General features: G+C 61.5%; 22 protein-coding genes. 17 read left to right on the forward strand and 5 right to left on the reverse strand.

Features of this window, described 5'->3' with window-relative positions; translation table 11 throughout:
- Positions 1 to 79 precede the first annotated feature (79 nt).
- The 3 genes from ACLK1G_RS05150 to ACLK1G_RS05160 all read left to right on the forward strand — a co-directional run bounded on the left by ACLK1G_RS05150 (position 80) and on the right by ACLK1G_RS05160 (position 2,993).
- Positions 80 to 973, forward strand: coding sequence for a LysR family transcriptional regulator ArgP (locus ACLK1G_RS05150; RefSeq protein ID WP_420764429.1), 894 nt, complete (start codon positions 80 to 82; stop codon positions 971 to 973).
- A gap of 41 nt (positions 974 to 1,014) precedes the next feature.
- On the forward strand, positions 1,015 to 2,007 hold the full coding sequence (locus ACLK1G_RS05155) for an NAD-dependent epimerase/dehydratase family protein (RefSeq protein WP_420764430.1): 993 nt from the start codon (positions 1,015 to 1,017) through the stop codon (positions 2,005 to 2,007).
- Between the two features lie 107 nt (positions 2,008 to 2,114).
- A complete protein-coding gene (locus tag ACLK1G_RS05160) occupies positions 2,115 to 2,993 on the forward strand; it encodes an ATPase (RefSeq protein WP_420764431.1) in 879 nt (292 codons plus the stop codon).
- A 58-nt stretch (positions 2,994 to 3,051) separates the two neighbouring features.
- Here the strand turns inward: ACLK1G_RS05160 and rapA are convergent, their stop codons facing one another.
- Positions 3,052 to 5,898 carry an RNA polymerase-associated protein RapA gene (rapA, locus tag ACLK1G_RS05165; RefSeq protein ID WP_420764432.1) on the reverse strand — a complete coding sequence of 949 codons (2,847 nt, stop codon included), beginning with the start codon at positions 5,896 to 5,898 and terminating at the stop codon, positions 3,052 to 3,054.
- 250 nt (positions 5,899 to 6,148) lie between these two features.
- On the opposite strand from rapA, the gene ACLK1G_RS05170 reads away from it, so the two are divergent.
- The 3 genes from ACLK1G_RS05170 to ccoM all read left to right on the forward strand — a co-directional run bounded on the left by ACLK1G_RS05170 (position 6,149) and on the right by ccoM (position 7,005).
- On the forward strand, positions 6,149 to 6,490 hold the full coding sequence (locus ACLK1G_RS05170) for an aspartate-semialdehyde dehydrogenase (protein ID WP_420764433.1): 342 nt from the start codon (positions 6,149 to 6,151) through the stop codon (positions 6,488 to 6,490).
- Positions 6,491 to 6,581: 91 nt separating this feature from the next.
- Positions 6,582 to 6,743, forward strand: coding sequence for a hypothetical protein (locus ACLK1G_RS05175; protein WP_420764434.1), 162 nt, complete (start codon positions 6,582 to 6,584; stop codon positions 6,741 to 6,743).
- A 145-nt stretch (positions 6,744 to 6,888) separates the two neighbouring features.
- A complete protein-coding gene (gene ccoM / locus ACLK1G_RS05180) occupies positions 6,889 to 7,005 on the forward strand; it encodes a cytochrome c oxidase subunit CcoM (RefSeq protein ID WP_030139315.1) in 117 nt (38 codons plus the stop codon).
- Between the two features lie 185 nt (positions 7,006 to 7,190).
- On the opposite strand, the gene ACLK1G_RS05185 is transcribed toward ccoM, so the two are convergent.
- The 3 genes from ACLK1G_RS05185 to ACLK1G_RS05195 form a co-directional block, all read right to left on the reverse strand.
- Complete coding sequence (locus ACLK1G_RS05185; RefSeq protein ID WP_420764435.1) at positions 7,191 to 8,666, reverse strand: inorganic phosphate transporter; 1,476 nt, start codon at positions 8,664 to 8,666, stop codon at positions 7,191 to 7,193.
- Positions 8,667 to 9,019: 353 nt separating this feature from the next.
- A complete protein-coding gene (locus ACLK1G_RS05190) occupies positions 9,020 to 9,220 on the reverse strand; it encodes a hypothetical protein (protein ID WP_420764436.1) in 201 nt (66 codons plus the stop codon).
- Positions 9,221 to 9,362: 142 nt separating this feature from the next.
- The gene (locus tag ACLK1G_RS05195) at positions 9,363 to 9,764 is read right to left on the reverse strand and encodes a hypothetical protein (protein WP_420764437.1); all 402 of its coding nucleotides are present in this window, start codon (positions 9,762 to 9,764) and stop codon (positions 9,363 to 9,365) included.
- Positions 9,765 to 9,780: 16 nt separating this feature from the next.
- Here ACLK1G_RS05195 and pcaR point away from each other — a divergent pair, with 16 nt between their 5' ends.
- The 11 genes from pcaR to pcaC all read left to right on the forward strand — a co-directional run bounded on the left by pcaR (position 9,781) and on the right by pcaC (position 20,916).
- Positions 9,781 to 10,623, forward strand: coding sequence for a pca regulon transcriptional regulator PcaR (gene pcaR, locus ACLK1G_RS05200; RefSeq protein WP_420764438.1), 843 nt, complete (start codon positions 9,781 to 9,783; stop codon positions 10,621 to 10,623).
- A 109-nt stretch (positions 10,624 to 10,732) separates the two neighbouring features.
- Positions 10,733 to 12,079 (forward strand): 4-hydroxybenzoate transporter PcaK, encoded by a 1,347-nt coding sequence (pcaK, locus tag ACLK1G_RS05205; RefSeq protein ID WP_420764439.1) that lies wholly within the window; start codon positions 10,733 to 10,735, stop codon positions 12,077 to 12,079.
- 294 nt (positions 12,080 to 12,373) lie between these two features.
- Complete coding sequence (locus tag ACLK1G_RS05210; protein WP_420764440.1) at positions 12,374 to 13,234, forward strand: CoA transferase subunit A; 861 nt, start codon at positions 12,374 to 12,376, stop codon at positions 13,232 to 13,234.
- Complete coding sequence (locus ACLK1G_RS05215) at positions 13,231 to 14,010, forward strand: CoA-transferase subunit beta (protein WP_420764441.1); 780 nt, start codon at positions 13,231 to 13,233, stop codon at positions 14,008 to 14,010. The genes ACLK1G_RS05210 and ACLK1G_RS05215 overlap by 4 nt, the downstream gene beginning before the upstream one ends.
- Positions 14,007 to 15,212: a 3-oxoadipyl-CoA thiolase gene (gene pcaF / locus ACLK1G_RS05220; RefSeq protein WP_420764457.1), complete on the forward strand. Its 1,206-nt coding sequence runs from the start codon at positions 14,007 to 14,009 to the stop codon at positions 15,210 to 15,212. The genes ACLK1G_RS05215 and pcaF overlap by 4 nt, the downstream gene beginning before the upstream one ends.
- A gap of 36 nt (positions 15,213 to 15,248) precedes the next feature.
- Positions 15,249 to 15,953: a protocatechuate 3,4-dioxygenase subunit beta gene (gene pcaH / locus ACLK1G_RS05225; protein ID WP_420764442.1), complete on the forward strand. Its 705-nt coding sequence runs from the start codon at positions 15,249 to 15,251 to the stop codon at positions 15,951 to 15,953.
- A 1-nt stretch (position 15,954) separates the two neighbouring features.
- Positions 15,955 to 16,521, forward strand: coding sequence for a protocatechuate 3,4-dioxygenase subunit alpha (gene pcaG, locus ACLK1G_RS05230; RefSeq protein ID WP_420764443.1), 567 nt, complete (start codon positions 15,955 to 15,957; stop codon positions 16,519 to 16,521).
- Positions 16,522 to 16,904: 383 nt separating this feature from the next.
- Positions 16,905 to 18,200 carry an MFS family transporter gene (locus tag ACLK1G_RS05235; protein WP_420764458.1) on the forward strand — a complete coding sequence of 432 codons (1,296 nt, stop codon included), beginning with the start codon at positions 16,905 to 16,907 and terminating at the stop codon, positions 18,198 to 18,200.
- A 135-nt stretch (positions 18,201 to 18,335) separates the two neighbouring features.
- Positions 18,336 to 19,700 (forward strand): 3-carboxy-cis,cis-muconate cycloisomerase, encoded by a 1,365-nt coding sequence (locus ACLK1G_RS05240; RefSeq protein ID WP_420764444.1) that lies wholly within the window; start codon positions 18,336 to 18,338, stop codon positions 19,698 to 19,700.
- Between the two features lie 12 nt (positions 19,701 to 19,712).
- Positions 19,713 to 20,513, forward strand: coding sequence for a 3-oxoadipate enol-lactonase (pcaD, locus tag ACLK1G_RS05245; protein ID WP_420764445.1), 801 nt, complete (start codon positions 19,713 to 19,715; stop codon positions 20,511 to 20,513).
- A 10-nt stretch (positions 20,514 to 20,523) separates the two neighbouring features.
- Positions 20,524 to 20,916 carry a 4-carboxymuconolactone decarboxylase gene (gene pcaC / locus ACLK1G_RS05250; protein ID WP_030142291.1) on the forward strand — a complete coding sequence of 131 codons (393 nt, stop codon included), beginning with the start codon at positions 20,524 to 20,526 and terminating at the stop codon, positions 20,914 to 20,916.
- Between the two features lie 476 nt (positions 20,917 to 21,392).
- On the opposite strand, the gene ACLK1G_RS05255 is transcribed toward pcaC, so the two are convergent.
- A partial coding sequence (locus ACLK1G_RS05255) for an OprD family outer membrane porin (protein ID WP_420764446.1) occupies positions 21,393 to 21,670 on the reverse strand: 278 nt, incomplete at its 5' end.

A 21,670-nucleotide genomic window follows, 5' to 3' on the forward strand; every position in this document is an offset into this window, starting at 1 on the left:
TTCGCAAATTGCTGGCCATTCTCCGGGGTGCGGGGGTATAAGAAAAACAAATCATGCTGATCGGCCATAAGGAAAACTGATGTTCGATTACAAACTGCTCTCCGCCCTGGCGAGCGTTGTCGAGCAAGCTGGCTTCGAGCGAGCCGCGCAGGTGCTGGGATTGTCGCAATCGGCCATCTCCCAGCGGATAAAGCTACTCGAAGCGCGGGTCGGCCAGCCCGTGCTGGTGCGCGCCACGCCTCCGACGCCCACGGAAATCGGCCGTCGCCTGCTCAACCATGTACAACAGGTGCGTTTACTGGAGCGCGACCTGCAAAGCCTGGTGCCGGCGCTGGACGAAGAGGGCCTGCCGGAGCGCCTGCGCATTGCGCTGAACGCCGACAGCCTGGCCACATGGTGGGCCAGCGCGGTGGGGACATTCTGTGCCGAGCAGCATGTGTTGCTCGATTTAGTGGTGGAGGACCAGACCGTAGGCCTCAAGCGCATGCGCGCCGGAGAGGTCGCCGCTTGTCTTTGCGCCAGTGAACGCCCGGTGGCCGGCGCCCGCAGCGTGTTGCTGGGGGCCATGCGCTACCGGGCGCTCGCCAGCCCCGCCTTCATTGCCCGGCATTTCCCCGGCGGGGTGCGCGCCGATCTGCTGGCTCGCACACCTGCCCTGGTGTTCGGCCCGGATGATTTCCTGCAACACCGGTATCTCGCTTCCCTCGGCGTCGAAGGCGGATTCGAACACCATTTATGCCCATCATCCGAAGGTTTCCTTCGCCTTATCGAGGCGGGGCTTGGCTGGGGGCTAGTGCCCGAGCTGCAAGTTCGCGATGCACTGGAAAGAGGCGAACTGGTGGAGTTACTCGCAGATAAGCCGATTGATGTGCCGCTGTACTGGCATCATTGGCGCAATGGCGGGCAGTTGCTCGGTTTGTTGACCGAGCAGCTGGTCGCAGCGGCAGGCAGCACGCTACATGGGGTGAACTGATGCAGCTGGCTTGTGGCACGAAACTGATTTAGGAGCATTTCATGAAAATTCTGGTCACCGGCGCAAGCGGCTTCATTGGCGGACGCTTTGCGCGTTTCGCCCTGGAGCAAGGCCTGGATGTTCGGGTCAATGGCCGCCGGCCTGAAAACGTCCAGCACCTGGTGACGCGCGGCGCCGAGTTCATCGAGGGCGATCTGGGCGACCCGATGTTGGCCCGGGACCTGTGTCGCGATGTCGACGCCGTGGTGCATTGCGCCGGCTCGGTGGGGTTATGGGGACGCTACCAGGACTTTCACCAAGGCAATGTCCAGCTCACCGAGAACATCGTCGAGGCTTGTCTGAAGCAAAAGGTCCGGCGACTGGTTCACCTTTCTTCGCCCTCGATCTACTTCGATGGTCGTGACCACTTGGGATTGACCGAAGAACAGGTGCCCAAACGTTTCAAGCATCCCTACGCTGCCACCAAATACCTGGCCGAACAGAAAGTCTTCGGTGCTCAGGAGTTCGGTTTGGAAGTGCTGGCCCTGCGCCCGCGATTCGTCACCGGTGCCGGCGACATGAGCATTTTCCCGCGGCTGCTTAAAATGCAGCGCAAGGGACGCCTGGCGATTGTTGGCAACGGCTTGAACAAAGTGGATTTCACCAGCGTACAGAACCTCAACGAAGCGCTGCTCAGCAGCCTGCTGGCCACCGATTCGGCCTTGGGCAAGGCTTATAACATCAGCAATGGCGCGCCTGTCCCACTGTGGGATGTGGTCAATTATGTGATGCGGCAGATGGAAGTCCCGCAGGTCAGGCGTTACCGCTCCTATGGACTGGCCTACAGCGTTGCGGCCATGAACGAAGGTCTTTGCGCAATCTGGCCCGGACGGCCTGAACCGACGCTGTCACGCCTGGGCATGCAGGTGATGAGCAGGAATTTCACCCTGGATATCGACCGGGCACGGCACTGTCTGGATTATGATCCGAAGGTCAGCCTCTGGGCCGCCCTCGATGAATTCTGCGCCTGGTGGCGCGTCCAGCATGGCCGCTGATCGCCCCGTCATGAACCGAGTGCCCGGTTCGGGGTCAATGGGTGCGGCGGGCGAGGGGGTTATACTCGCCGCATCGAGTCACCACCGATTTCCCAAAGGTTGAACCCATGCCCACGCGTAACGATGCCAACGACGACTTCGACGATGTACCGAGCCTGCGGATGCGGGCGGACATCCCCGATGACGATGACTTCCTGAGCAATCGCCCGCCCCACGTGCAGGCGCGTCCGGCGTCCGTTGCGGCGGCGAAGGTCAAGGCACCGAGCACCGGGCCGCTGTGGGCCTTGGTCGGAGCCTTGCTGTGCGCGCTGGCCTTCCTGGCGTGGTGGAGTTTCCAGCAGATTTCCCTGATGGAACAGCAATTGGTGGCCACCCAGGAAAGCTTCGCCCGCATCAGCGAGGATGCGGCCGGGCGCTTGCAGGACATTTCCGGCAAGGTGGTCGCCGGACAGTCCAATGTCATGAGCGACAGTGAAGCCTTGAAACTGCAGATCAGACAGTTGGAAAACAAGATGCAAGAGCAGGGCCGCCAATTCGACGGCAAGCTGCAGGAACAATATAAAGCGCTGCAAGGCGCCTTCGGCCCGTCCGCCGACCTGGACACGCAACTGGCCAAGATGATCACCCAGGCTTCGCAGCAGGAAAACACCAACACCCAGCTGCAAGCGGCCAACAAGGAACTCCAGGCTCAGGTCAAGGCGTTGGCGGCGGAAGTGTCGGCCTTGAAGAACCAAGGCGAGGGTGGTGCCCTGGATGCCCAGCTCAAAAGCATCGGTGCGGACATCACGGCTTTGAAACGAGCCACTTCCAACTCGGCCATCGAGCGTTTGGAGCAGGACATGGTCGTGCTCAAGAGCCAACAGGAAAACCGTTCCGGCAATACCGCCGAATTCGATGCCTTCCGCGGCCAGGTCACCCGCAACATCAACACCTTGCAATCGCAGATCCAGTACCTGCAACAGCAACTGAGCAACCGATCTCAGTAACGAACCCTGTGGGAGCGAGCGTGCTCGCCCCCACACGGAAACGAAAGCCCAGCCGAAATTACCCCGCCACCAGCACCCGAATTGCCTCCAACCGCAACGCAGCCTTCTCCAACATCGCCAACCCTTGCTCACGCTGCTGGCGCAAAGCCTCCAGTTCGCTGTCCCGCACGGTTGGGTTGACGGCTTGCAACGCGGTCAAGCGTGCCAGCTCTTCTTCGGTATCAGCCGCCAGGCGACGTTGGGCCTCGGCCACGCGCTCGGCATGGCGTGGGATGATTTTCTGTTCGCCGGCATTGATCCGCGGCGCGAGTTGGTCGCGCTGGGCCTGGATGAATTTGTTGGCGCTGGCGCGTGGCACGCTTTCGAGCTGGTCGTTCAGGGTTTCGAAAGAGACCCGAGCCGCCAGGTCGTTGCCGTTGGCGTCCAGCAGGCAGCGCAGGGCCGCTGGTGGCAGGTAGCGGCCCAGCTGCAGCGAACGCGGGGCGACCACTTCGCTGACATAGAGCAGTTCCAGCAGCACGGTGCCGGGTTTGAGTGCCTTGTTCTTGATCAGCGCCACGGCCGTGTTGCCCATGGAGCCCGACAGCACCAGGTCCATGCCGCCTTGCACCATCGGGTGCTCCCAGGTGATGAATTGCATGTCCTCGCGAGACAGCGCCTGGTTGCGGTCGTAGGTGATGGTCACGCCTTCGTCGTCGCCCAAGGGGAAACTGGCGTCGAGCATTTTCTCGCTCGGCTTGAGGATCAGCGCGTTGTCTGAATGGTCCTCGCTGTCGATACCGAAGGCGTCGAACAAGGTCTCCATGTAGATCGGCAGGGCAAACTGGTCATCCTGTTCGAGAATGGCTTCCACCAGCGCATCACCTTCACCCGCGCCGCCGGAATTGAGCTCCAGCAGGCGATCGCGGCCGGTATGCAGCTCGGCTTCCAGGCGCTCGCGCTCCACGCGGGCCTCGTCGATCAGCGCTTGCCAGTCGCCATCGTCGGCTTCTTCGAGCAATGGCAGCAGGCGCGGGCCGAACTGATGCTGCAAGGCGTTGCCGGTCGGGCAGGTGTTGAGAAACGCGTTCAGGGCTTCGTGATACCACTGGAACAGCCGGGCCTGCGGGCTGGTTTCCAGGTAGGGCACGTGCAGCTCGATGGTGTGTTTCTGGCCGATCCGGTCCAGGCGGCCGATCCGTTGTTCCAGCAGGTCCGGGTGCGATGGCAGGTCGAACAGCACCAGGTGATGGGCAAACTGGAAGTTACGACCTTCGCTGCCGATTTCCGAGCAGATCAGCACCTGGGCGCCAAACTCTTCATCGGCGAAGTAAGCGGCCGCGCGGTCGCGCTCCAGAATGTTCATGCCTTCGTGGAACACCGTGGCAGGGATGCCGGAGCGCACGCGCAGGGCGTCTTCCAGGTCCATGGCGGTTTCCGCGTGGGCGCAGATTACCAAGACCTTGGTGCGCTTGAGCATTTTCAACTGGTCGATCAGCCATTCGACGCGCGGGTCGAATTTCCACCAGCGCTCTTCTTCGCTGGCGTCCGGCTGGGCCTGGAAGCTGACTTCCGGGTACAGCTCGGCATGATCGCCCAGCGGCAGTTCCAGGTATTCGTCCGGGCATGGCAAAGGATAAGCGTGCAGCTTGCGCTCCGGGAAGCCTTGCACGGCGGCGCGGGTATTGCGGAACAGCACGCGGCCAGTGCCATGTCGGTCGAGCAATTCACGAACCAGGCGGGCGCTGGCTTCGATGTCGCCATCGTTGACAGCCGTCAGCAGCGCTTCGCCCTCGTTACCCAGGAAACCGTGGATGGTCTGGTGGGCTTCGGGCGACAGGCGCCCTTTGTCCAACAACTCCTGGACGGCTTCGGCGACCGGGCGATAGTTCTCGCTTTCGGCACGGAAGGCCTGCAGGTCATGGAAACGGTTCGGGTCCAGCAGGCGCAGACGGGCGAAGTGGCTGTCCTGTCCCAGTTGCTCAGGTGTCGCGGTCAGCAGCAGTACGCCGGGAATGGTTTCGGCAAGTTGCTCCACCAGCGCGTATTGAGGGCTGACATGGTCTTCGTGCCACACCAGGTGATGGGCTTCGTCGACAACCATCAGGTCCCATCCGGCGGCAAACAGCGCGTCCTGGGCCTTCTCGTCGTCTACCAGCCATTCCAGCGCCACCAGCGCCAGTTGGGTGTCTTCGAAGGGGTTGCTGGCATCGCTTTCAATGAAGCGTTCTTCGTCGAACAGCGCCACCTGCAGGTTGAAGCGCCGGCGCATTTCCACCAGCCATTGGTGCTGGAGGTTTTCCGGGACCAGGATCAGGATGCGGCTGGCGCGCCCGGAAAGCAGTTGGCGGTGGATGATCAGGCCGGCTTCGATGGTCTTGCCCAGGCCCACTTCGTCTGCCAGCAGTACCCGTGGCGCAATGCGGTCAGCCACTTCACGGGCGATGTGCAGTTGGTGGGCGATCGGTTGGGCGCGGACGCCACCCAGGCCCCAAAGCGGGGACTGCAATTGGCGGCTGGTATGTTCCAGCGTGTGGTAGCGCAGGGAAAACCAGGCCAGTGGGTCGATCTGGCCGGCGAACAGGCGGTCGCTGGCCAAGCGGAACTGGATGAAGTTCGACAGCTGGGTTTCGGGCAGCGTGACGACTTCGTTCTGGCCGTCAAGGCCGTGGTAGACCAACAGTCCATCGACGTCGTCGACTTCGCGCACGGTCATTTTCCAGCCTTCGAAGTGAGTGATCACGTCGCCCGGCGAAAACCGTACGCGGGTCAAGGGCGCATTCCGTAGCGCGTACTGGCGAGTGTCGCCAGTGGCCGGATAGAGCACGGTCAACAAGCGGCCGTCCTGTGCCAGAACGGTGCCTAAACCCAGCTCGGCTTCGCTGTCACTGATCCAGCGTTGCCCCGGTTGATACTGCTGCGCCATGCTGCCTGACTCCCGCCGTGAAAAAGCCGGCTATCTTAACGGAATGAGCCGCCAGACCAAAGGATTTACGCACATCTGCCAGGCCTCGCGTGGGCGTTCCCCGTCAACCTGGCCAAGGGAACTTAAACGGGCTGCGCGATCAAACAAGCTTGTGGGCTGGCAGGGCGCAATGCCAACCAGGTCACAAGTTTCGGACCAGCGGTTCAAGCTGTCCCCGCCACAGCCGACAACCTGAAGACAGGAGACCTTTATGTTGCCACCCATGCTTCCCTTGAGCGCCGTACCCGTTACCGCGCAGCAGGATCCTATCCGGCCGCGACCGGATATTCCGCCCGTGGTCCCTGTTCAGGAAAGCTCCAGCGAAAGCACCATCGACCTGCAAAAGCGCGATCCTGAAGAAACCGCGTTGTTGCTGCGCGAGGAACAGCGCCGCCAGCAGGAGCGTGAAAGGCGTCGCCGTGAAGCCGATGAAGACCCCGACGAACATTTGGCGGTGCCGGGCACCGAGCTGAACGCCGACAACACAGTGCCGGTCGTACCGCTGGTGGAAGGGGAGTCGCGCCAAGGCCTATGGGTCGATATCCAGATCTGATCCAAGCCCGCCGAGACGGCCGGGCTGGTCAACGCAGGAAGCAGCCCGCATCATGGGCGCATCCGAACTCACCGTATGATGCCGACACACCATGAGCCAAGAAGACAAGCTGATTGACCTGGGCGCTGAGCGCGCCAAGCGCGTTCACGACCTCAACGAAAAACGCCTCAATGAAGTTCGCCAGGCTTTCGAGCAGGCCATGCCGCTGGCCAAACCAAAGAAAAAACCGAAAAACAAACCGAAAAAGCGCTGAGCTCCCCTCGATTCATTGATCCAAATCAATTATTCCCTCTTCATTTCGCTCCGTCGCGAGCGGTATTGATTCCGGTCAATTTTCATCCAGGCCCGATTGGTTAACTTGGCTCCAACGAAACAGGGGCAAGACCAGGAGGCCAGTCATGTTTATCGATAATGTGGTGTTTGCCGGTGTGTTGACGGTCGGCCTCATGTTCGTGTTTTTCGCAGGTTTTGGATTATTCATCTGGAAAGATGCGCACAAGCGCAAGAAGCCGTAGGCCTTTTCAGCGACAACGAGCACGCAAGGCATTTTGGGCGACTTCGGTCGCCCTTTTTTTTGGCAAATGTTCCGGTTTCACATAAAACCATTGTGGGGGCGAGCTTGCTCGCTCCCACAGGTGGCTGGGCATGAAAAAAGGTGCGAACCGCAAGGAACGCACCTTTTTTCATAACTGCCAGAGACTCAGCCGCTGATGGCCTTGGACGCCAGCCAGAACAGCGCCGCCGACAGGGCCACCGTTGCCGGCAAGGTCAGCACCCAGGCCAGCAGGATGGTCTTCACCGTGCCGCCTTGCAGGCCGCTCTTGTTGGCGACCATGGTGCCCGCCACGCCGGAAGACAGTACATGGGTGGTGGAAACCGGCAGGCTGAAGACGTTCGCCGCGCCAATCATGCAAGCGGTGGTGATCTGGGCCGACATGCCTTGGGCGTAGGTCATGCCTTGCTTGCCGATCTTCTCGCCGATGGTCAGTACCACGCGCTTCCAGCCGACCATGGTGCCCAGGCCCAGCGCCAGGGCAACCGCCAGGATCACCCAGAACGGCGCGTATTCGGTGGTCGCGGTCAGGTCTTTGCGCAGCTTGTTCAGGTCGTCTTTCTCACGAGCCGCCAGGCCCGGCAGCTTGCCGACCTTTTTCGCCGTGTCGTCCAGGCAGAGCAGGTAGCGACGCACTTCGATACGGCTTTCCGAAGGCAGCGAGTGGTAGTCCGCCACGCCTTTGAGCGTATCGAGCAGCGCGTTGATGGTCGGTTCGGTCTGTTGCGGGTTGCAACGGAATTTCTCCGGCAGATCGCCTTCGACACTCTTGCCCAAGGCCAGGAATTCGCCGAGGGATTCACTGTTGCGCTTGTAGAACTGGCTCAAGTGCAGGGTCGCGTCGCGGGTACGCTCGATCTGGTACGTCGTGCTGTTCAGGTCGAGTACGAACTGCGCGGGGACGATCCCGATCAGCACCAGCATGATCAGGCCGATGCCTTTCTGGCCGTCGTTGGAACCGTGGACGAAGCTGACGGCCATGGCGGAAATCACCAGCACCAGGCGGTTCCAGAATGGCGGGTGTTTCTTGTCGTCGATCTTGCGGCGCTGTTCCGGCGTCTTGTGCATCTTCGACAACGGACGCCACCATTTCAGGCCGATCAACACCAGTGCGGCGATCAGGAAGCCGGCCATGGGCGAGAACACCAGGGAAGCACCGATGTCGATTGCCTTCTGCCAATTCACGCCATCGCGCAGCGCAATGTCATTGATCAATGCGTTGGCCAGGCCGACGCCAAGGATCGAGCCGATCAGGGTGTGGGAGCTGGAGGCCGGGATACCGAAGTACCACGTGCCCAGGTTCCAGGTGATGGCCGCCGCGAGCAGTGAGAACACCATGGCCAACCCGTGGCCGGTGTTCACGTTGATCAACAGTTCCACGGGCAGCAAGTGCACGATGGCATACGCCACCCCCACACCGCCCAACAACACGCCGAGGAAATTGAACACACCGGAAAAGAACACCGCCAGGTGAGGCGGCATGGCTTTGGTGTAGATAACAGTGGCAACCGCGTTAGCGGTGTCATGAAAGCCGTTGATGAACTCGAAGGCGAGGACAAAAGCCAGGGCGAGCAAGAGGCTCACGAGCACCCAAGCATCCAGTCCGCTGAATAAATCGATCATGAAGGTTTTCTGACCCGGTCATAAGGGGGCGCGATTATGCCAGAAAACCTCGCAAATCGATGCATTGCCTGCTCATCGGTAACAATCTTCTGCTAAGCGACCGGGGTGCCGGCTGTCTTTTTCGAGGGGCGCCAGGAGGCTGCAAGCCTTTGTTTACAAGGATGAAAGCTCTGTTGGCGTGTTCGCCTCGCGCCGGGATCGTCGGAAGAAAAAAACTGAAGGACGAGCAGTCGTTACGGTTACCCGACCGATGGCTGGTGAGTTGAAGCGGCCCGCTTCTGGCGGGCGTCCGCTGCCGTGTCCGGCCTGGGTGGCGACCGGACACGGCCCGTAACAACATCAAGTGCGCGACGTCATCCTTCTTCGGACTTGAGCTCTTTTTCCATCTTTTGAAGTTCCTGGCTGAAAGCCTGGTCCTGGACGGTGGCGCGTTTGCGCCAAGGTTTGCGTTCCGGTTCGGGTTGCGCGGCGTAGGTGGTGATTTCCCCGCCGTAGACTTCCTTGTAACGTTGTTCCTGGCGCTCAAGTTCCGCGCGCAGTTCTTCTTTCGTCACAGTATTACCTAATGAATTGAAATTAATCTGGTGATACGCACTGCATGCAGTCATGCAGACGGCCACGGCACCAGAGCTGACAGCTGACGTAGCATCAGGGCTTCGGGTTATTGCCGATACAGAGGAAGCGGTCATCGATGCTTCACGCACCGGTTGCCGACATGACAGTTAGAACTGTCGTGCCCGCGGACGGGACTGGCCGATTGGCCGCGCCGTCACTGAGCGCATTATAGCGGTCCATCTGAATAACACTATCGCTAAAGTTAAAACGTTCGGTTGCCTTGTGTGAACCAATGTTTGTATGTGCAAGTTGTGTCAACAGAGTTTGAAGACGTACCACAAGTTCAATATTGAGCCTCGTTTGTTGCAACCCCTCACGGCCCATCTTTGTTATTTCCATACCCGAGTGGGCGATATCAGGAGCATGGCCAGATGAAGAGCTGATGCATGGATTGCGATTATCGGTCGCCAGTTCGATAATCGAACGGTCTTGATCGCCAGGTGCTTGTCTGTCGGCCGGGCAGCCGCTTGTAATAGTCGTCAATTTCCGAGGACCTGACATGAACGACCAATTGCGCAATGCCTTTACGTCAGTCGCGCCACCGATCGTCGCCTCGCCGGCCAAGCGGATCCAGGCCATGACGGGTGACCCGGATTTCATGACCTCGCTGGCCCGGGGCCTTGCCGTGGTCCAGGCTTTCCAGGAGCGCAAGCGGCACCTGACCATCGCGCAGATCAGCCATCGCACGGAAATCCCCCGCGCCGCCGTCCGCCGTTGCCTGTATACCTTGATCAAGCTCGGCTATGCGACCACCGATGGGCGTACCTATTCATTGCTGCCCAAAGTACTGACGCTGGGCCACGCCTATTTGTCATCGACGCCGCTGGCCGTGTCCGCCCAGCCTTATCTGGACCGCATGAGCGAACAGCTGCACGAGGCCTGCAACATGGCCACGCTCGAAGGCGACGATATCCTCTACATCGCCCGGTCGGCGACCACCCAGCGGCTGATTTCCGTGGACCTGTCCGTCGGCGGCCGCCTGCCGGCGTATTGCACGTCCATGGGCCGGATCCTGCTGGCGGCCCTGGACGACGCTTCGCTGCGAGATTACCTCGACCATGCCGACCTTCAGGCCAAGACCAGCAGGACCCTGCATACGCCCGAGGCGCTGCTTGAATGCTTGCATCAGGTCCGGCAGCAAGGGTGGTGCATCGTCGACCAGGAGCTGGAGCAGGGGCTGCGCTCGATTGCCGTGCCGGTCTATGACGCGTCGGGCCAAGTAGTCGCGGCCCTGAATGTCAGCACCCATGCCGGGCGGGTCAGCCGCAATGAGTTGGAGCAACGTTTCCTGCCAGGTCTGTTGGGGGCCAGCCGCGACTTGAGCGCACAGTTGTTTTCTTAAGCTGTTCGATAAACGCACACACTCGGCTGCGATGAATTGACGGTATTTGCCCGGCCTCATTAATGTCGCGCAGCGTCATCTGGCGTCTCTTGCGTGGAATAAAAATAAAATGAATCAGCCCCAGACTTCCGTAGGCACATGCCTCGATGTGCAGTCCTTCATCAACGCTCAACCGATCTCACGCTATCAGTGGCGCGTGGTCATTCTCTGTTTCCTGATCGTCTTCCTCGATGGCCTCGATACCGCGGCCATGGGTTTCATCGCGCCGGCGTTGTCCCAGGATTGGGGCATCGACCGGGCCAGCCTTGGCCCGGTCATGAGTGCCGCGCTGATCGGCATGGTCTTCGGCGCCCTGGGCTCCGGCCCGTTGGCCGATCGCTTTGGACGAAAACTCGTATTGGTCGGCGCGGTCGTGTTGTTTGGCGCGTTCAGCCTGGCCTCGGCGTTCTGTACCAATGTCGATCAATTGCTGGTGCTGCGTTTCCTGACCGGCTTGGGATTGGGCGCCGGCATGCCGAACGCCACCACTCTGCTGTCGGAATACACCCCGGAGCGCAAGAAATCCCTGCTGGTGACCAGCATGTTCTGTGGCTTCAACCTCGGCATGGCCGGCGGTGGGTTCATCTCGGCCAAGTTGATCCCGGCATTTGGCTGGCACAGCCTCCTGCTGATTGGCGGCGTTCTGCCGCTGATACTCGCGGTCGTGCTGGTGTTCTGGTTGCCGGAGTCCGCGCGTTACCTGGTTGTGCGTAACCGTGGCACCGACAAAGTGCGCAAGACCCTGGCGCCGATTGACCCAACGACTATCGCCCAGGCGTCCAGCTTCAGCGTGCCGGAGCAGACAACCGTGAAGGCGCGCAACGTGCTGGCGGTGATTTTCTCGGGCACTTACAGCGCCGGCACTTTGTTGCTGTGGCTCACGTATTTCATGGGCCTGGTGATTGTCTATCTCCTGACCAGCTGGCTGCCGACCCTGATGCGTGACAGCGGCGCGAGCATGGAGCAGGCGGCATTTATTGGCGCGCTGTTCCAGTTCGGTGGGGTATTGAGCGCCGTTGGCGTGGGCTGGGCGATGGATCGGTTCAATCCGCACAAGGTCATCGGCATTTTCTACTTGATGGCCGGACTGTTTGCCTACGCGGTCGGGCAGAGCCTGGGCAACATCACCCTGCTTGCCACCTTGGTGCTGGTGGCGGGCATGTGCGTCAACGGCGCCCAATCGGCGATGCCGTCCCTGGCGGCGCGCTTCTACCCGACCCAGGGCCGGGCCACCGGTGTTTCCTGGATGCTGGGCATAGGTCGCTTCGGGGCGATTCTCGGGGCCTGGATGGGCGCGACCCTGCTGGGGCTGGGCTGGAACTTTGAACAGGTTCTGACCGCGTTGGTGATCCCGGCGGCCCTGGCGACCGTGGCGGTGGTGATCAAGGGCATGGTCAGCCATGCGGACGCAACCTGAGCCATAGAGCTTGAGCCTGTAAAAGACCTGTGGGAGCGCGCTTGCTCGCGATGGCGGTGGGTCAGTCAACATTGATGCAAGTTGATACGTCGCTATCGCGAGCGAGCTCGCTCCCACAGGGAATTTGCTGTGTCCTGATAAATAGATAGCCAAGCAACAATCTGTTCGATAAACGAACGCTCTGTCGATTATCGGATTGTTTTGCCTTCATCCCGAAGCTTAATCTTCAGTCATTCCGGCGCCTAACCTCGCGCCTTATTCATGTCGGTCTACTGGAAAACGGGAGCCTGCCCCATGGCTGAAATCCTTTCGCTGCACGATGCGGTGAAGCAGTTCGTCAACGACGGCGATACCGTCGCGCTCGAAGGCTTCACCCACTTGATCCCGACAGCGGCGGGTCATGAAATCATCCGTCAGGGCAAGAAAGACCTGACGCTGGTGCGCATGACGCCCGACCTGATCTATGACCAGTTGATCGGAGCCGGTTGTGCTCGCAAGCTGATTTTCTCCTGGGGCGGCAACCCTGGCGTGGGCTCGTTGCACCGGTTGCGTGACGCAGTGGAAAAGCAATGGCCGCATCCGCTGGAAATCGAGGAGCACAGCCACGCAGACCTGGCCAATGCCTACGTTGCCGGTGCCTCCGGCCTACCGTTCGCGGTGCTGCGGGCCTACGCGGGTTCCGACCTGCCGAAGGTCAACCCGCTGATCAAGAGCGTGACCTGTCCCTTTACCGGTGAGGTGTTGGCCGCCGTGCCTTCGGTGCGCCCGGACGTCACGGTGATCCACGCTCAGAAAGCCGACCGCAAAGGAAACGTGCTGCTGTGGGGCATCCTCGGCGTGCAGAAAGAAGCCGCCCTGGCCGCCAAGCGCTGCATCGTCACCGTGGAAGAAATCGTCGATGACCTGAATGCGCCGATGAACGCCTGCGTGCTGCCGACCTGGGCGTTGAGCGCCGTGTGCCATGTGCCCGGCGGCGCCCATCCGTCCTACGCCCACGGTTATACCGAGCGAGATAATCGTTTCTACCAAGCGTGGGACCCCATCGCCCGGGATCGCGATACGTTTAGCGCTTGGATCGACGAATACATTCGCGGCACCCAGGATTTCAGTGAGTTCCAGGCCCGGCTCGCAGCCGCTTCGCAGGTGAAACCATGACCTATTCCACCAATGAGATGATGACGGTCGCGGCGGCGCGGCGGTTGAAGAACAATGCCGTGTGCTTCGTGGGCATCGGTTTGCCGTCCAAAGCGGCCAATCTGGCACGGCTGACTTCGTCACCCGATGTAGTGCTGATCTACGAGTCCGGTCCGATCGGTGCCAAGCCCAGCGTATTGCCGCTGTCCATCGGCGACGGTGAGCTGGCGGAAACCGCGGACACTGTCGTACCGACCGGTGAGATTTTCCGCTACTGGCTGCAAGGGGGGCGTATCGACGTCGGTTTTCTCGGTGCGGCCCAGGTCGACCGTTTCGGCAACATCAACACCACGGTGGTGGGTGACTACCATCAGCCGAAAGTCCGCCTGCCCGGCGCGGGTGGCGCGCCGGAAATTGCCGGTTCCGCCAAGAGTGTGCTGATCATCCTCAAGCAGTCGGCCCGTTCGTTTGTCGACAAGCTGGATTTCATCACCTCGGTCGGTCACGGCGAAGGTGGCGATTCGCGCAAGCGCCTTGGCTTGCCGGGTGCCGGGCCGGTGGGGATTATCACTGACCTGTGCATCATGGAGCCGGAAGCCGGCAGTCATGAATTCGTGGTCACCTCGCTGCACCCTGGCGTGACTCGCGAGCAAGTGATCGCGGCCACCGGGTGGGCGATCCGCTTCGCCGACCAGGTGCAGACCACCGCCGAGCCGACCGAGGTGGAGCTGCGCGCACTGCGTGACCTTGAGGCCCGCACCGCGGCGGCCCACGGGCAGACACCGGGAGAAGCCTGATGCGCGACGTTTTTATCTGTGATGCGATTCGAACCCCCATCGGCCGGTTCGGCGGCAGCCTGGCCGCCGTGCGTGCCGATGATCTGGCCGCCGTGCCGATCAAGGCATTGATGGAGCGCAACCCATCCGTGGACTGGAATGCAGTGGACGAGGTATTCCTCGGCTGCGCCAACCAGGCCGGCGAGGACAACCGCAACGTCGCGCGCATGGCGCTGCTGTTGGCGGGCCTCCCTGAAAGTGTTCCTGGCGTGACCCTCAACCGCCTCTGCGCTTCGGGCATGGATGCTATCGGGACCGCGTTCCGCGCCATCGCCAGCGGCGAGATGGAACTGGCGATTGCTGGCGGCGTGGAGTCGATGTCCCGTGCGCCGTTCGTGATGGGCAAGGCCGACGCGGCGTTTTCCCGCAACATGAAACTGGAAGACACCACCATCGGCTGGCGCTTCATCAACCCTTTGATGAAAGCCCAGTACGGCGTGGACGCGATGCCGCAGACGGCGGATAACGTGGCCGACGACCATGTTGTCTCCCGCGCCGACCAGGACGCCTTCGCCGTGCGCAGCCAGCAGCGGGCGGCAGCGGCCCAGGCGGCCGGTTTTTTTGCCGAGGAAATCGTGCCGGTGCGCATCGCCCACAAAAAAGGTGAAACCGTGGTCGAGCAGGACGAGCATCCACGGGCTGACACCACGCTGGAGACCCTGAGCAAGCTCAAGCCGGTCAACGGCGCGGACAAAACCGTCACCGCCGGCAACGCCTCGGGTGTGAATGACGGCGCGGCCGCGATGATCCTGGCGTCTGCAGAGGCGGTTAAAAAACATGGCCTGACGCCTCGGGGCAAAGTGCTGGGCATGGCCAGTGCCGGGGTGGCGCCCCGGGTAATGGGCATCGGCCCGGTGCCAGCGGTGCGCAAGCTCACCGAGCGCCTGGGAATGGCCGTCGCCGATTTTGACGTGATCGAGCTTAACGAAGCCTTTGCCAGCCAAGGCTTGGCGGTACTGCGGGGCTTGGGGCTGGCGGACGATGCGCCGCAAGTCAACCCGAACGGTGGCGCCATCGCCCTGGGCCACCCGCTGGGCATGAGCGGGGCACGGTTGGTACTGACCGCGTTGCATCATCTGGAAAAGACCGGCGGCAAGAAAGGCCTGGCGACCATGTGTGTTGGGGTCGGCCAAGGTCTGGCGCTGGCGATCGAACGCGTCTGACGGTCGTTTCACTAATAAGAAACCGAGGAATGCTTCATGACTGACAAGCCTGGTTACCGCCGCCCTCAAGTGGGCACCCAGCCGGAATACCTGCACCCGTCGTACCAGTCCACCAACCTGCGTTCGCCGTCGAAACCTTTGGTGTATCTGCCTCATTCGCTGTCGGAAATCACCGGCCCGACTGTGGGCGCAGATCGCATTCAGGAGAAGGACCACGACCTGACCGCCCAGCACACTGGCGAGCCGCTCGGCGAGCGGATCATCATTCATGGGCGCGTGCTGGATGAACACGGCGAGCCGGTGCCGGGCGTTCTCGTGGAGATCTGGCAGGCCAACGCCGCCGGACGCTACAACCACGACCGTGACAACCATGACGCGCCGCTGGACCCGAACTTCACCGGCACCGGTCGCACCGTCACCGACGCCGACGGTTGGTATCAATTCCAGACCATCAAGCCCGGCGCCTACCCGTGGGGCAATCACCACAACGCCTGGCGCCCGGCGCATATCCACTTCTCACTGTTCGGGCCGAGCATCCTGACGCGCCTGGTGACGCAGATGTATTTCCCCGGCGACCCGTTGCTGGAATACGACCCGATCTATAACTGCGTGCCGGACACCAGTGCCAAGGAACGCTTGATCGCCCGGTTCGACCTGGAAAAAACCGTCCCTCACTACGCCCTCGGTTATCGCTGGGACATCGTCTTGCGCGGCCGCGATGCCACGCCGATGGAGAAATAAGATGACGCTCAACGCCACTACGTCCCACACCGTCGGGCCTTACTACCACATCGGCCTGACCTGGCTGAACCGCGAAGACCTGACCGACGAGCAGACCCTCGGCCAAAGGGTGGCGATCACCGGGCAAGTGGTCGATGGCAATGGTCAGTTCGTCAACGACGCGATGCTGGAAGTCTGGCAGGCCAACGCGGCCGGCAAGTACGCCCACCCGGAAGACGACCAGGACAAACCCCTCGACCCGCATTTCGACGGTTTTGGTCGGGTACCGGTGGATGCCGAGGGACGTTTTCGTTTCACCACCATCAAGCCCGGCACCGTGCCGGGGCTGGGCGGCACGACCCAAGCCCCGCACCTGGTGGTGTTGGTGTTCGCCCGTGGGCTGGTCAAGCATCTGCTGACGCGGATCTATTTTGACGATGAACCCGGTAACGAAGCCGACCCGCTGCTGGCCTGCGTGCCGCAGGAACGACGCGGCACCCTCGTGGCCAAGCCCGATGCGTCAGGTGTGTACCAGTGGAACGTGATCCTGCAGGGCACGGATGCCGAAACGGTGTTCTTCGATTACTGAGTGAAATTCTCGGTGGCGAGGGAGTTCGCTCCCGCTGGCTTGCGACGCATTTCGTCAGACCAATCGCGCTGCCTGGTTTGCGACTGCTTCGCAGCCGAGCGGGAGCGAGCTCCCTCGCCACGGGTGGGATGCAAGCCCTGCGGGAGCGAGCTTGCTCGCCACGGGTGTGATGCAAGCCCTGCGGGAGCGAGCTTGTTCGCCACGGGTGGGATGCGAGCCCTGCGGGAGCGAGCTTGCTCGCCACGGGTGTGATGCAAGCCCTGTGGGAGCGAGCTTGCTCGCGATAGCGTTGGTACAGGCGCTACTGCATGAAAGACTGTTTGTGGAACGGGACTGTTACGAAGTGTGTCTAGACGTCGTCAGTCCCCAACGAGTGAAAAATGATGACCACCCCAACCAGCCACTACACCGGTGAAGAGCGCAGCAAGCGTATCTTTGCCATCGTCGGTGCCTCATCCGGCAACCTGGTCGAATGGTTCGACTTCTATGTCTATGCCTTTTGCGCCATTTACTTCGCGCCGGCATTCTTTCCGTCGGACAACCCCACCGTGCAACTGGTCAACACCGCCGGTGTATTCGCCGCCGGGTTCCTGATGCGGCCGATCGGCGGTTGGATTTTCGGCCGGGTGGCGGACCGTCACGGGCGCAAGAATTCGATGATGATCTCGGTGCTGATGATGTGCTTCGGCTCGTTGCTCATCGCCTGCCTGCCCACCTACAAGGACATCGGCGTCTGGGCGCCGGTGCTGCTGTTGCTCGCCCGTCTGCTGCAAGGCCTGTCGGTGGGCGGCGAGTATGGCACCACCGCCACCTACATGAGCGAAGTCGCCCTGAAAGGCCAGCGCGGCTTCTTTGCGTCGTTCCAGTACGTGACGCTGATCGGCGGGCAGCTGCTGGCGGTGTCTCTGGTGGTGATCCTGCAGCAGTTTCTCAACGAAGATGAACTGCGCGCCTGGGGCTGGCGGATTCCGTTCGTGGTCGGCGCCGTGGCGGCGGTGATCTCCCTGTTCCTGCGCCGCTCACTGAAGGAAACCAGCAGCAAGGAAATGCGCGAAAACAAGGACGCCGGCAGCATCGCTGCACTGTTTCGCAGCCACAAGGCCGCCTTCATTACCGTACTGGGCTACACCGCCGGTGGTTCGCTGATCTTCTACACCTTCACCACGTATATGCAGAAATACCTGGTGAACACCGCCGGGCTGCACGCCAAGACCGCCAGCTACATCATGACCGGCGCGCTGTTCCTCTACATGTGCATGCAACCGCTGTTCGGCATGCTGGCGGACAAGATTGGCCGGCGTAACTCCATGCTCTGGTTCGGTGGCCTTGGGGCGCTGTGCACGGTGCCGATCCTGCTGACACTCAAAAGCATCAGCAGCCCGTTCCTGGCATTTGTCCTGATCACGTTGGCGTTGGCGATCGTCAGCTTCTACACCTCCATCAGCGGTTTGGTGAAGGCTGAAATGTTTCCACCGGAAGTGCGCGCGCTGGGAGTAGGGTTGGCGTATGCGGTGGCGAATGCGATTTTTGGCGGTTCGGCCGAATACGTCGCCTTGAGCCTGAAGGCCCAGGGCATGGAGAACGCCTTTTATTGGTATGTCACGGTGATGATGGTAGTGGCGTTCCTGTTCAGCCTGCGCCTGCCCAAGCAGCCGGCGTATTTGCATCACGATCTTTAAGGCTTGCTTGATTCATTGTGGCGAGGGGATTCATCCCCGCTGGGCTGCGCGGCAGCCCTCTCTTGTGAGCGCTTCGCACTCAAGCGGGAGCAAGCTCCCTCGCCATAACTGCATCTATTTTCTCAAGGAATGTTTATGAGCGAACGACCGGGCAATCAGCTCTTCGATGCCTACTTCACCGCCCGCGACATGCGCGACGTGTTCTGCGATGCGGGGCGGGTGCAGGCCATGCTGGACGTCGAAGCGGCACTGGCCCGGGCCGAGGCGCGAGTGGGGCTGATCCCCCACGAGGCGGTGGCGCCGATCGAGAACGCCTGCCACGCCCACCTGTACGATTTCGGCGCGTTGAGCGAAGCGATCGCCAGTGCCGGCAATTCGGCGATCCCGCTGGTCAAGGCGTTGGGCAAGCGCATCGCCACCCAGAGCCTGGAAGCTGAGCGGTACGTGCATTTGGGTGCCACCAGCCAGGACGTGATGGACAGCGGTCTGGTGGTGCAACTGCGCCAGGCGCTTGGGCTGATCGAAAACGAACTGGCGCAACTGGCCGACAGCCTGGCCCGACAAGCCGAACGCTACGCCGCGACGCCAATGGCCGGGCGTACGTGGTTGCAACACGCCACGCCGGTGACCCTGGGCATGAAGGTCGCCGGTTGGCTGGGGGCGATCACCCGCAGTCGCCAACGCTTGCGCGAGCTCAAGCCGCGCCTGCTGGTGCTGCAATTCGGCGGCGCTTCCGGGACGCTCGCTGCCTTGGGTGAGCACGCGCTGCCAGTCGCAGAGGCGTTGGCCGCCGAGCTGCAATTGAACCTGCCGGAGCAGCCGTGGCACACCCAGCGCGATCGCCTGGTGGAGTTCGGTTCGGTGCTGGGCCTGATCGCCGGCAGCCTGGGCAAGTTGGGGCGTGACATCAGTCTGTTGATGCAAACCGAAGCCGGCGAAGCGTTCGAACCCTCGGCGCCGGGCAAGGGCGGTTCGTCCACCATGCCCCACAAACGCAACCCGGTGGGCGCGGCCGTGCTGATCGGCGCGGCGACGCGCGTGCCGGGCTTGTTGTCGACGTTGTTCAGCGCCATGCCCCAGGAACATGAGCGCAGCCTGGGGCTGTGGCACGCCGAATGGGAAACCCTGCCGGAGATCTGCTGCCTGGTATCCGGCGCGCTGCAACAGGCGCGGCTGCTGGCCGACGGGCTGGAAGTGGATCCGTCGCGCATGGCCCGTAACCTGGAGTTGACCCAAGGGCTGGTGCTGGCGGAGGCCGTGAGCATCGTCCTGGCCCAGCGTGTGGGGCGCGACACCGCGCATCATTTGCTCGAACAATGCTGCAAGCGCGCCGTGGCCGAACAACGGCACCTGCGCGAAGTGCTGGGGGACGAACCTCAGGTCACCGCGCAGCTATCCACGACCGAGCTCGATCATCTGCTCGACCCGGCCCACTACCTTGGACAAGCCCAGACCTGGGTCGCCCGAGCCGTGGCCGAACACCTTGCCTTGAAAGCCTGAAAGGAGATTGTTGTGGGATTCGTCAAACTCGCCGAGGGCGATCTGAATTATCGATTGGACGGGCCGGAAGACGCGCCGGTTCTGGTGCTTTCCAACTCCCTGGGCACCGACCTGCACATGTGGGACGAGCAGATCCAAGCTTTCAGCGAACACTTTCGCGTGCTGCGTTTCGACACGCGTGGTCATGGTCAGTCGTTGGTGACCGAAGGCCCCTACAGCATTGAACAGCTGGGGCGCGATGTGCTGGCCATGCTTGATGCCTTGAGCATCGACAAGGTGCATTTCTGCGGATTGTCCATGGGCGGGTTGATCGGCCAATGGCTGGGAATCAACGCGGGCGAGCGAGTGTTCAAACTGGTCATCTGCAACACGGCGGCCAAGATTGGCGACCCGTCGGTGTGGAACCCGCGCATCGAAACCGTGCTGCGTGACGGCCAGGCGGCGATGGTGGCCTTGCGTGACGCGTCGATTGGCCGTTGGTTTACACCGGACTTCGCCGAGGCGCACCCCGCGACGGTAAAGAAAATCACCGACATGCTGGCTGCCACCTCGCCCCAGGGTTATGCGGCAAACTGCGCGGCGGTGCGGGACGCCGATTTCCGCGAGCAGTTGGCGTCGATCCGCGTGCCGTTGTTGGTTGTGGCGGGCACCGAGGATGCGGTGACACCGCCGTCCGGTGGGCATTTTATACAAGAGCGGGTCAATGGGGCCGAATATGCCGAGTTCCGCGCCGCGCATTTGTCCAACGTCCAGGCCGGCGCTGCGTTCAGCGCGCGGGTGCTGGATTTCCTGCTTGATTCTGGCCGGGCCTGAGGAGTTTTTTGTGGACGAGAAACAACGTTACGACGAAGGCATGCAAGTGCGCCGCGCCGTGCTGGGCGATGCCCACGTGGATCGCAGCCTCAACGCCCTGACCGAATTCAACAGCGAATTCCAGGAGATGATCACCCGTCACGCCTGGGGCGACATCTGGACCCGCCCGGGACTGCCGCGCCATACCCGCAGCCTGATCACCATTGCCATGCTGATCGGCATGAACCGCAACGAAGAACTCAAGCTGCACCTGCGCGCCGCCGCCAATAATGGCGTCAGCCGTAGTGAGATCAAGGAAGTGATCATGCAAAGTGCGATTTATTGCGGCATTCCGGCGGCCAATGCCACCTTCCATTTGGCCGAATCGGTCTGGGATGAACTGGGTGTCGAGTCGCGGGGTTAGGGCATACCTCGATTCCTGTGGGAGCGAGCCTGCTCGCGAAAGCGGTGGGTCAGCTTGCATCGATGTTGGATGTGATGACGCCATCGCGAGCAAGCTCGCTCCCACAATGATCTCCAGCGGCCATTGAATCTACGTCCACCGCCAATCCCCTGTGGGAGCGAGCCTGCTCGCGAAAGCGGTGGGTCAGCTTGCATCGATGTTGGATGTGATGACGCCATCGCGAGCAAGCTCGCTCCCACAATGATCTCCAGCGGCCATTGAATCTACGTCCACCGCCAATCCCCTGTGGGAGCGAGCCTGCTCGCGAAAGCGGTGGGTCAGCTTGCATCGATGTTGGATGTGATGACGCCATCGCGAGCAAGCTCGCTCCCACAATGATCTCCAGCGGCCATTGAATCTACGTCCACCGCCAATCCCCCTGTGGGAGCGAGCCTGCTCGCGATGACGGTGGTACAGCCTCCATCCATCTTTGGTTTTTACAGCAGGCTGATCGGATAGCTGACAATCAACCGGTTCTCATCGAACTCATTGGTACTGAAGTCCCTACGCATCGTCGAATTACGCCATTTCACGTTGAGGCTCTTGAACACGCCGCTCTGCACCGTGTAGGCCAGCTCACTTTCCCTCCCCCATTCCTTGCCGTCGTCGACCGTGGCGGTGTGAACGTTGTCACCGCTGATGTAGCGGTTCATCAGGGTCAGGCCCGGCACGCCGACGGCGGCGAAGTTGAAGTCGTGGCGCAGTTGCCAGGATT

The organism is Pseudomonas algeriensis (assembly GCF_048847255.1).
GTDB lineage: Bacteria > Pseudomonadota > Gammaproteobacteria > Pseudomonadales > Pseudomonadaceae > Aquipseudomonas.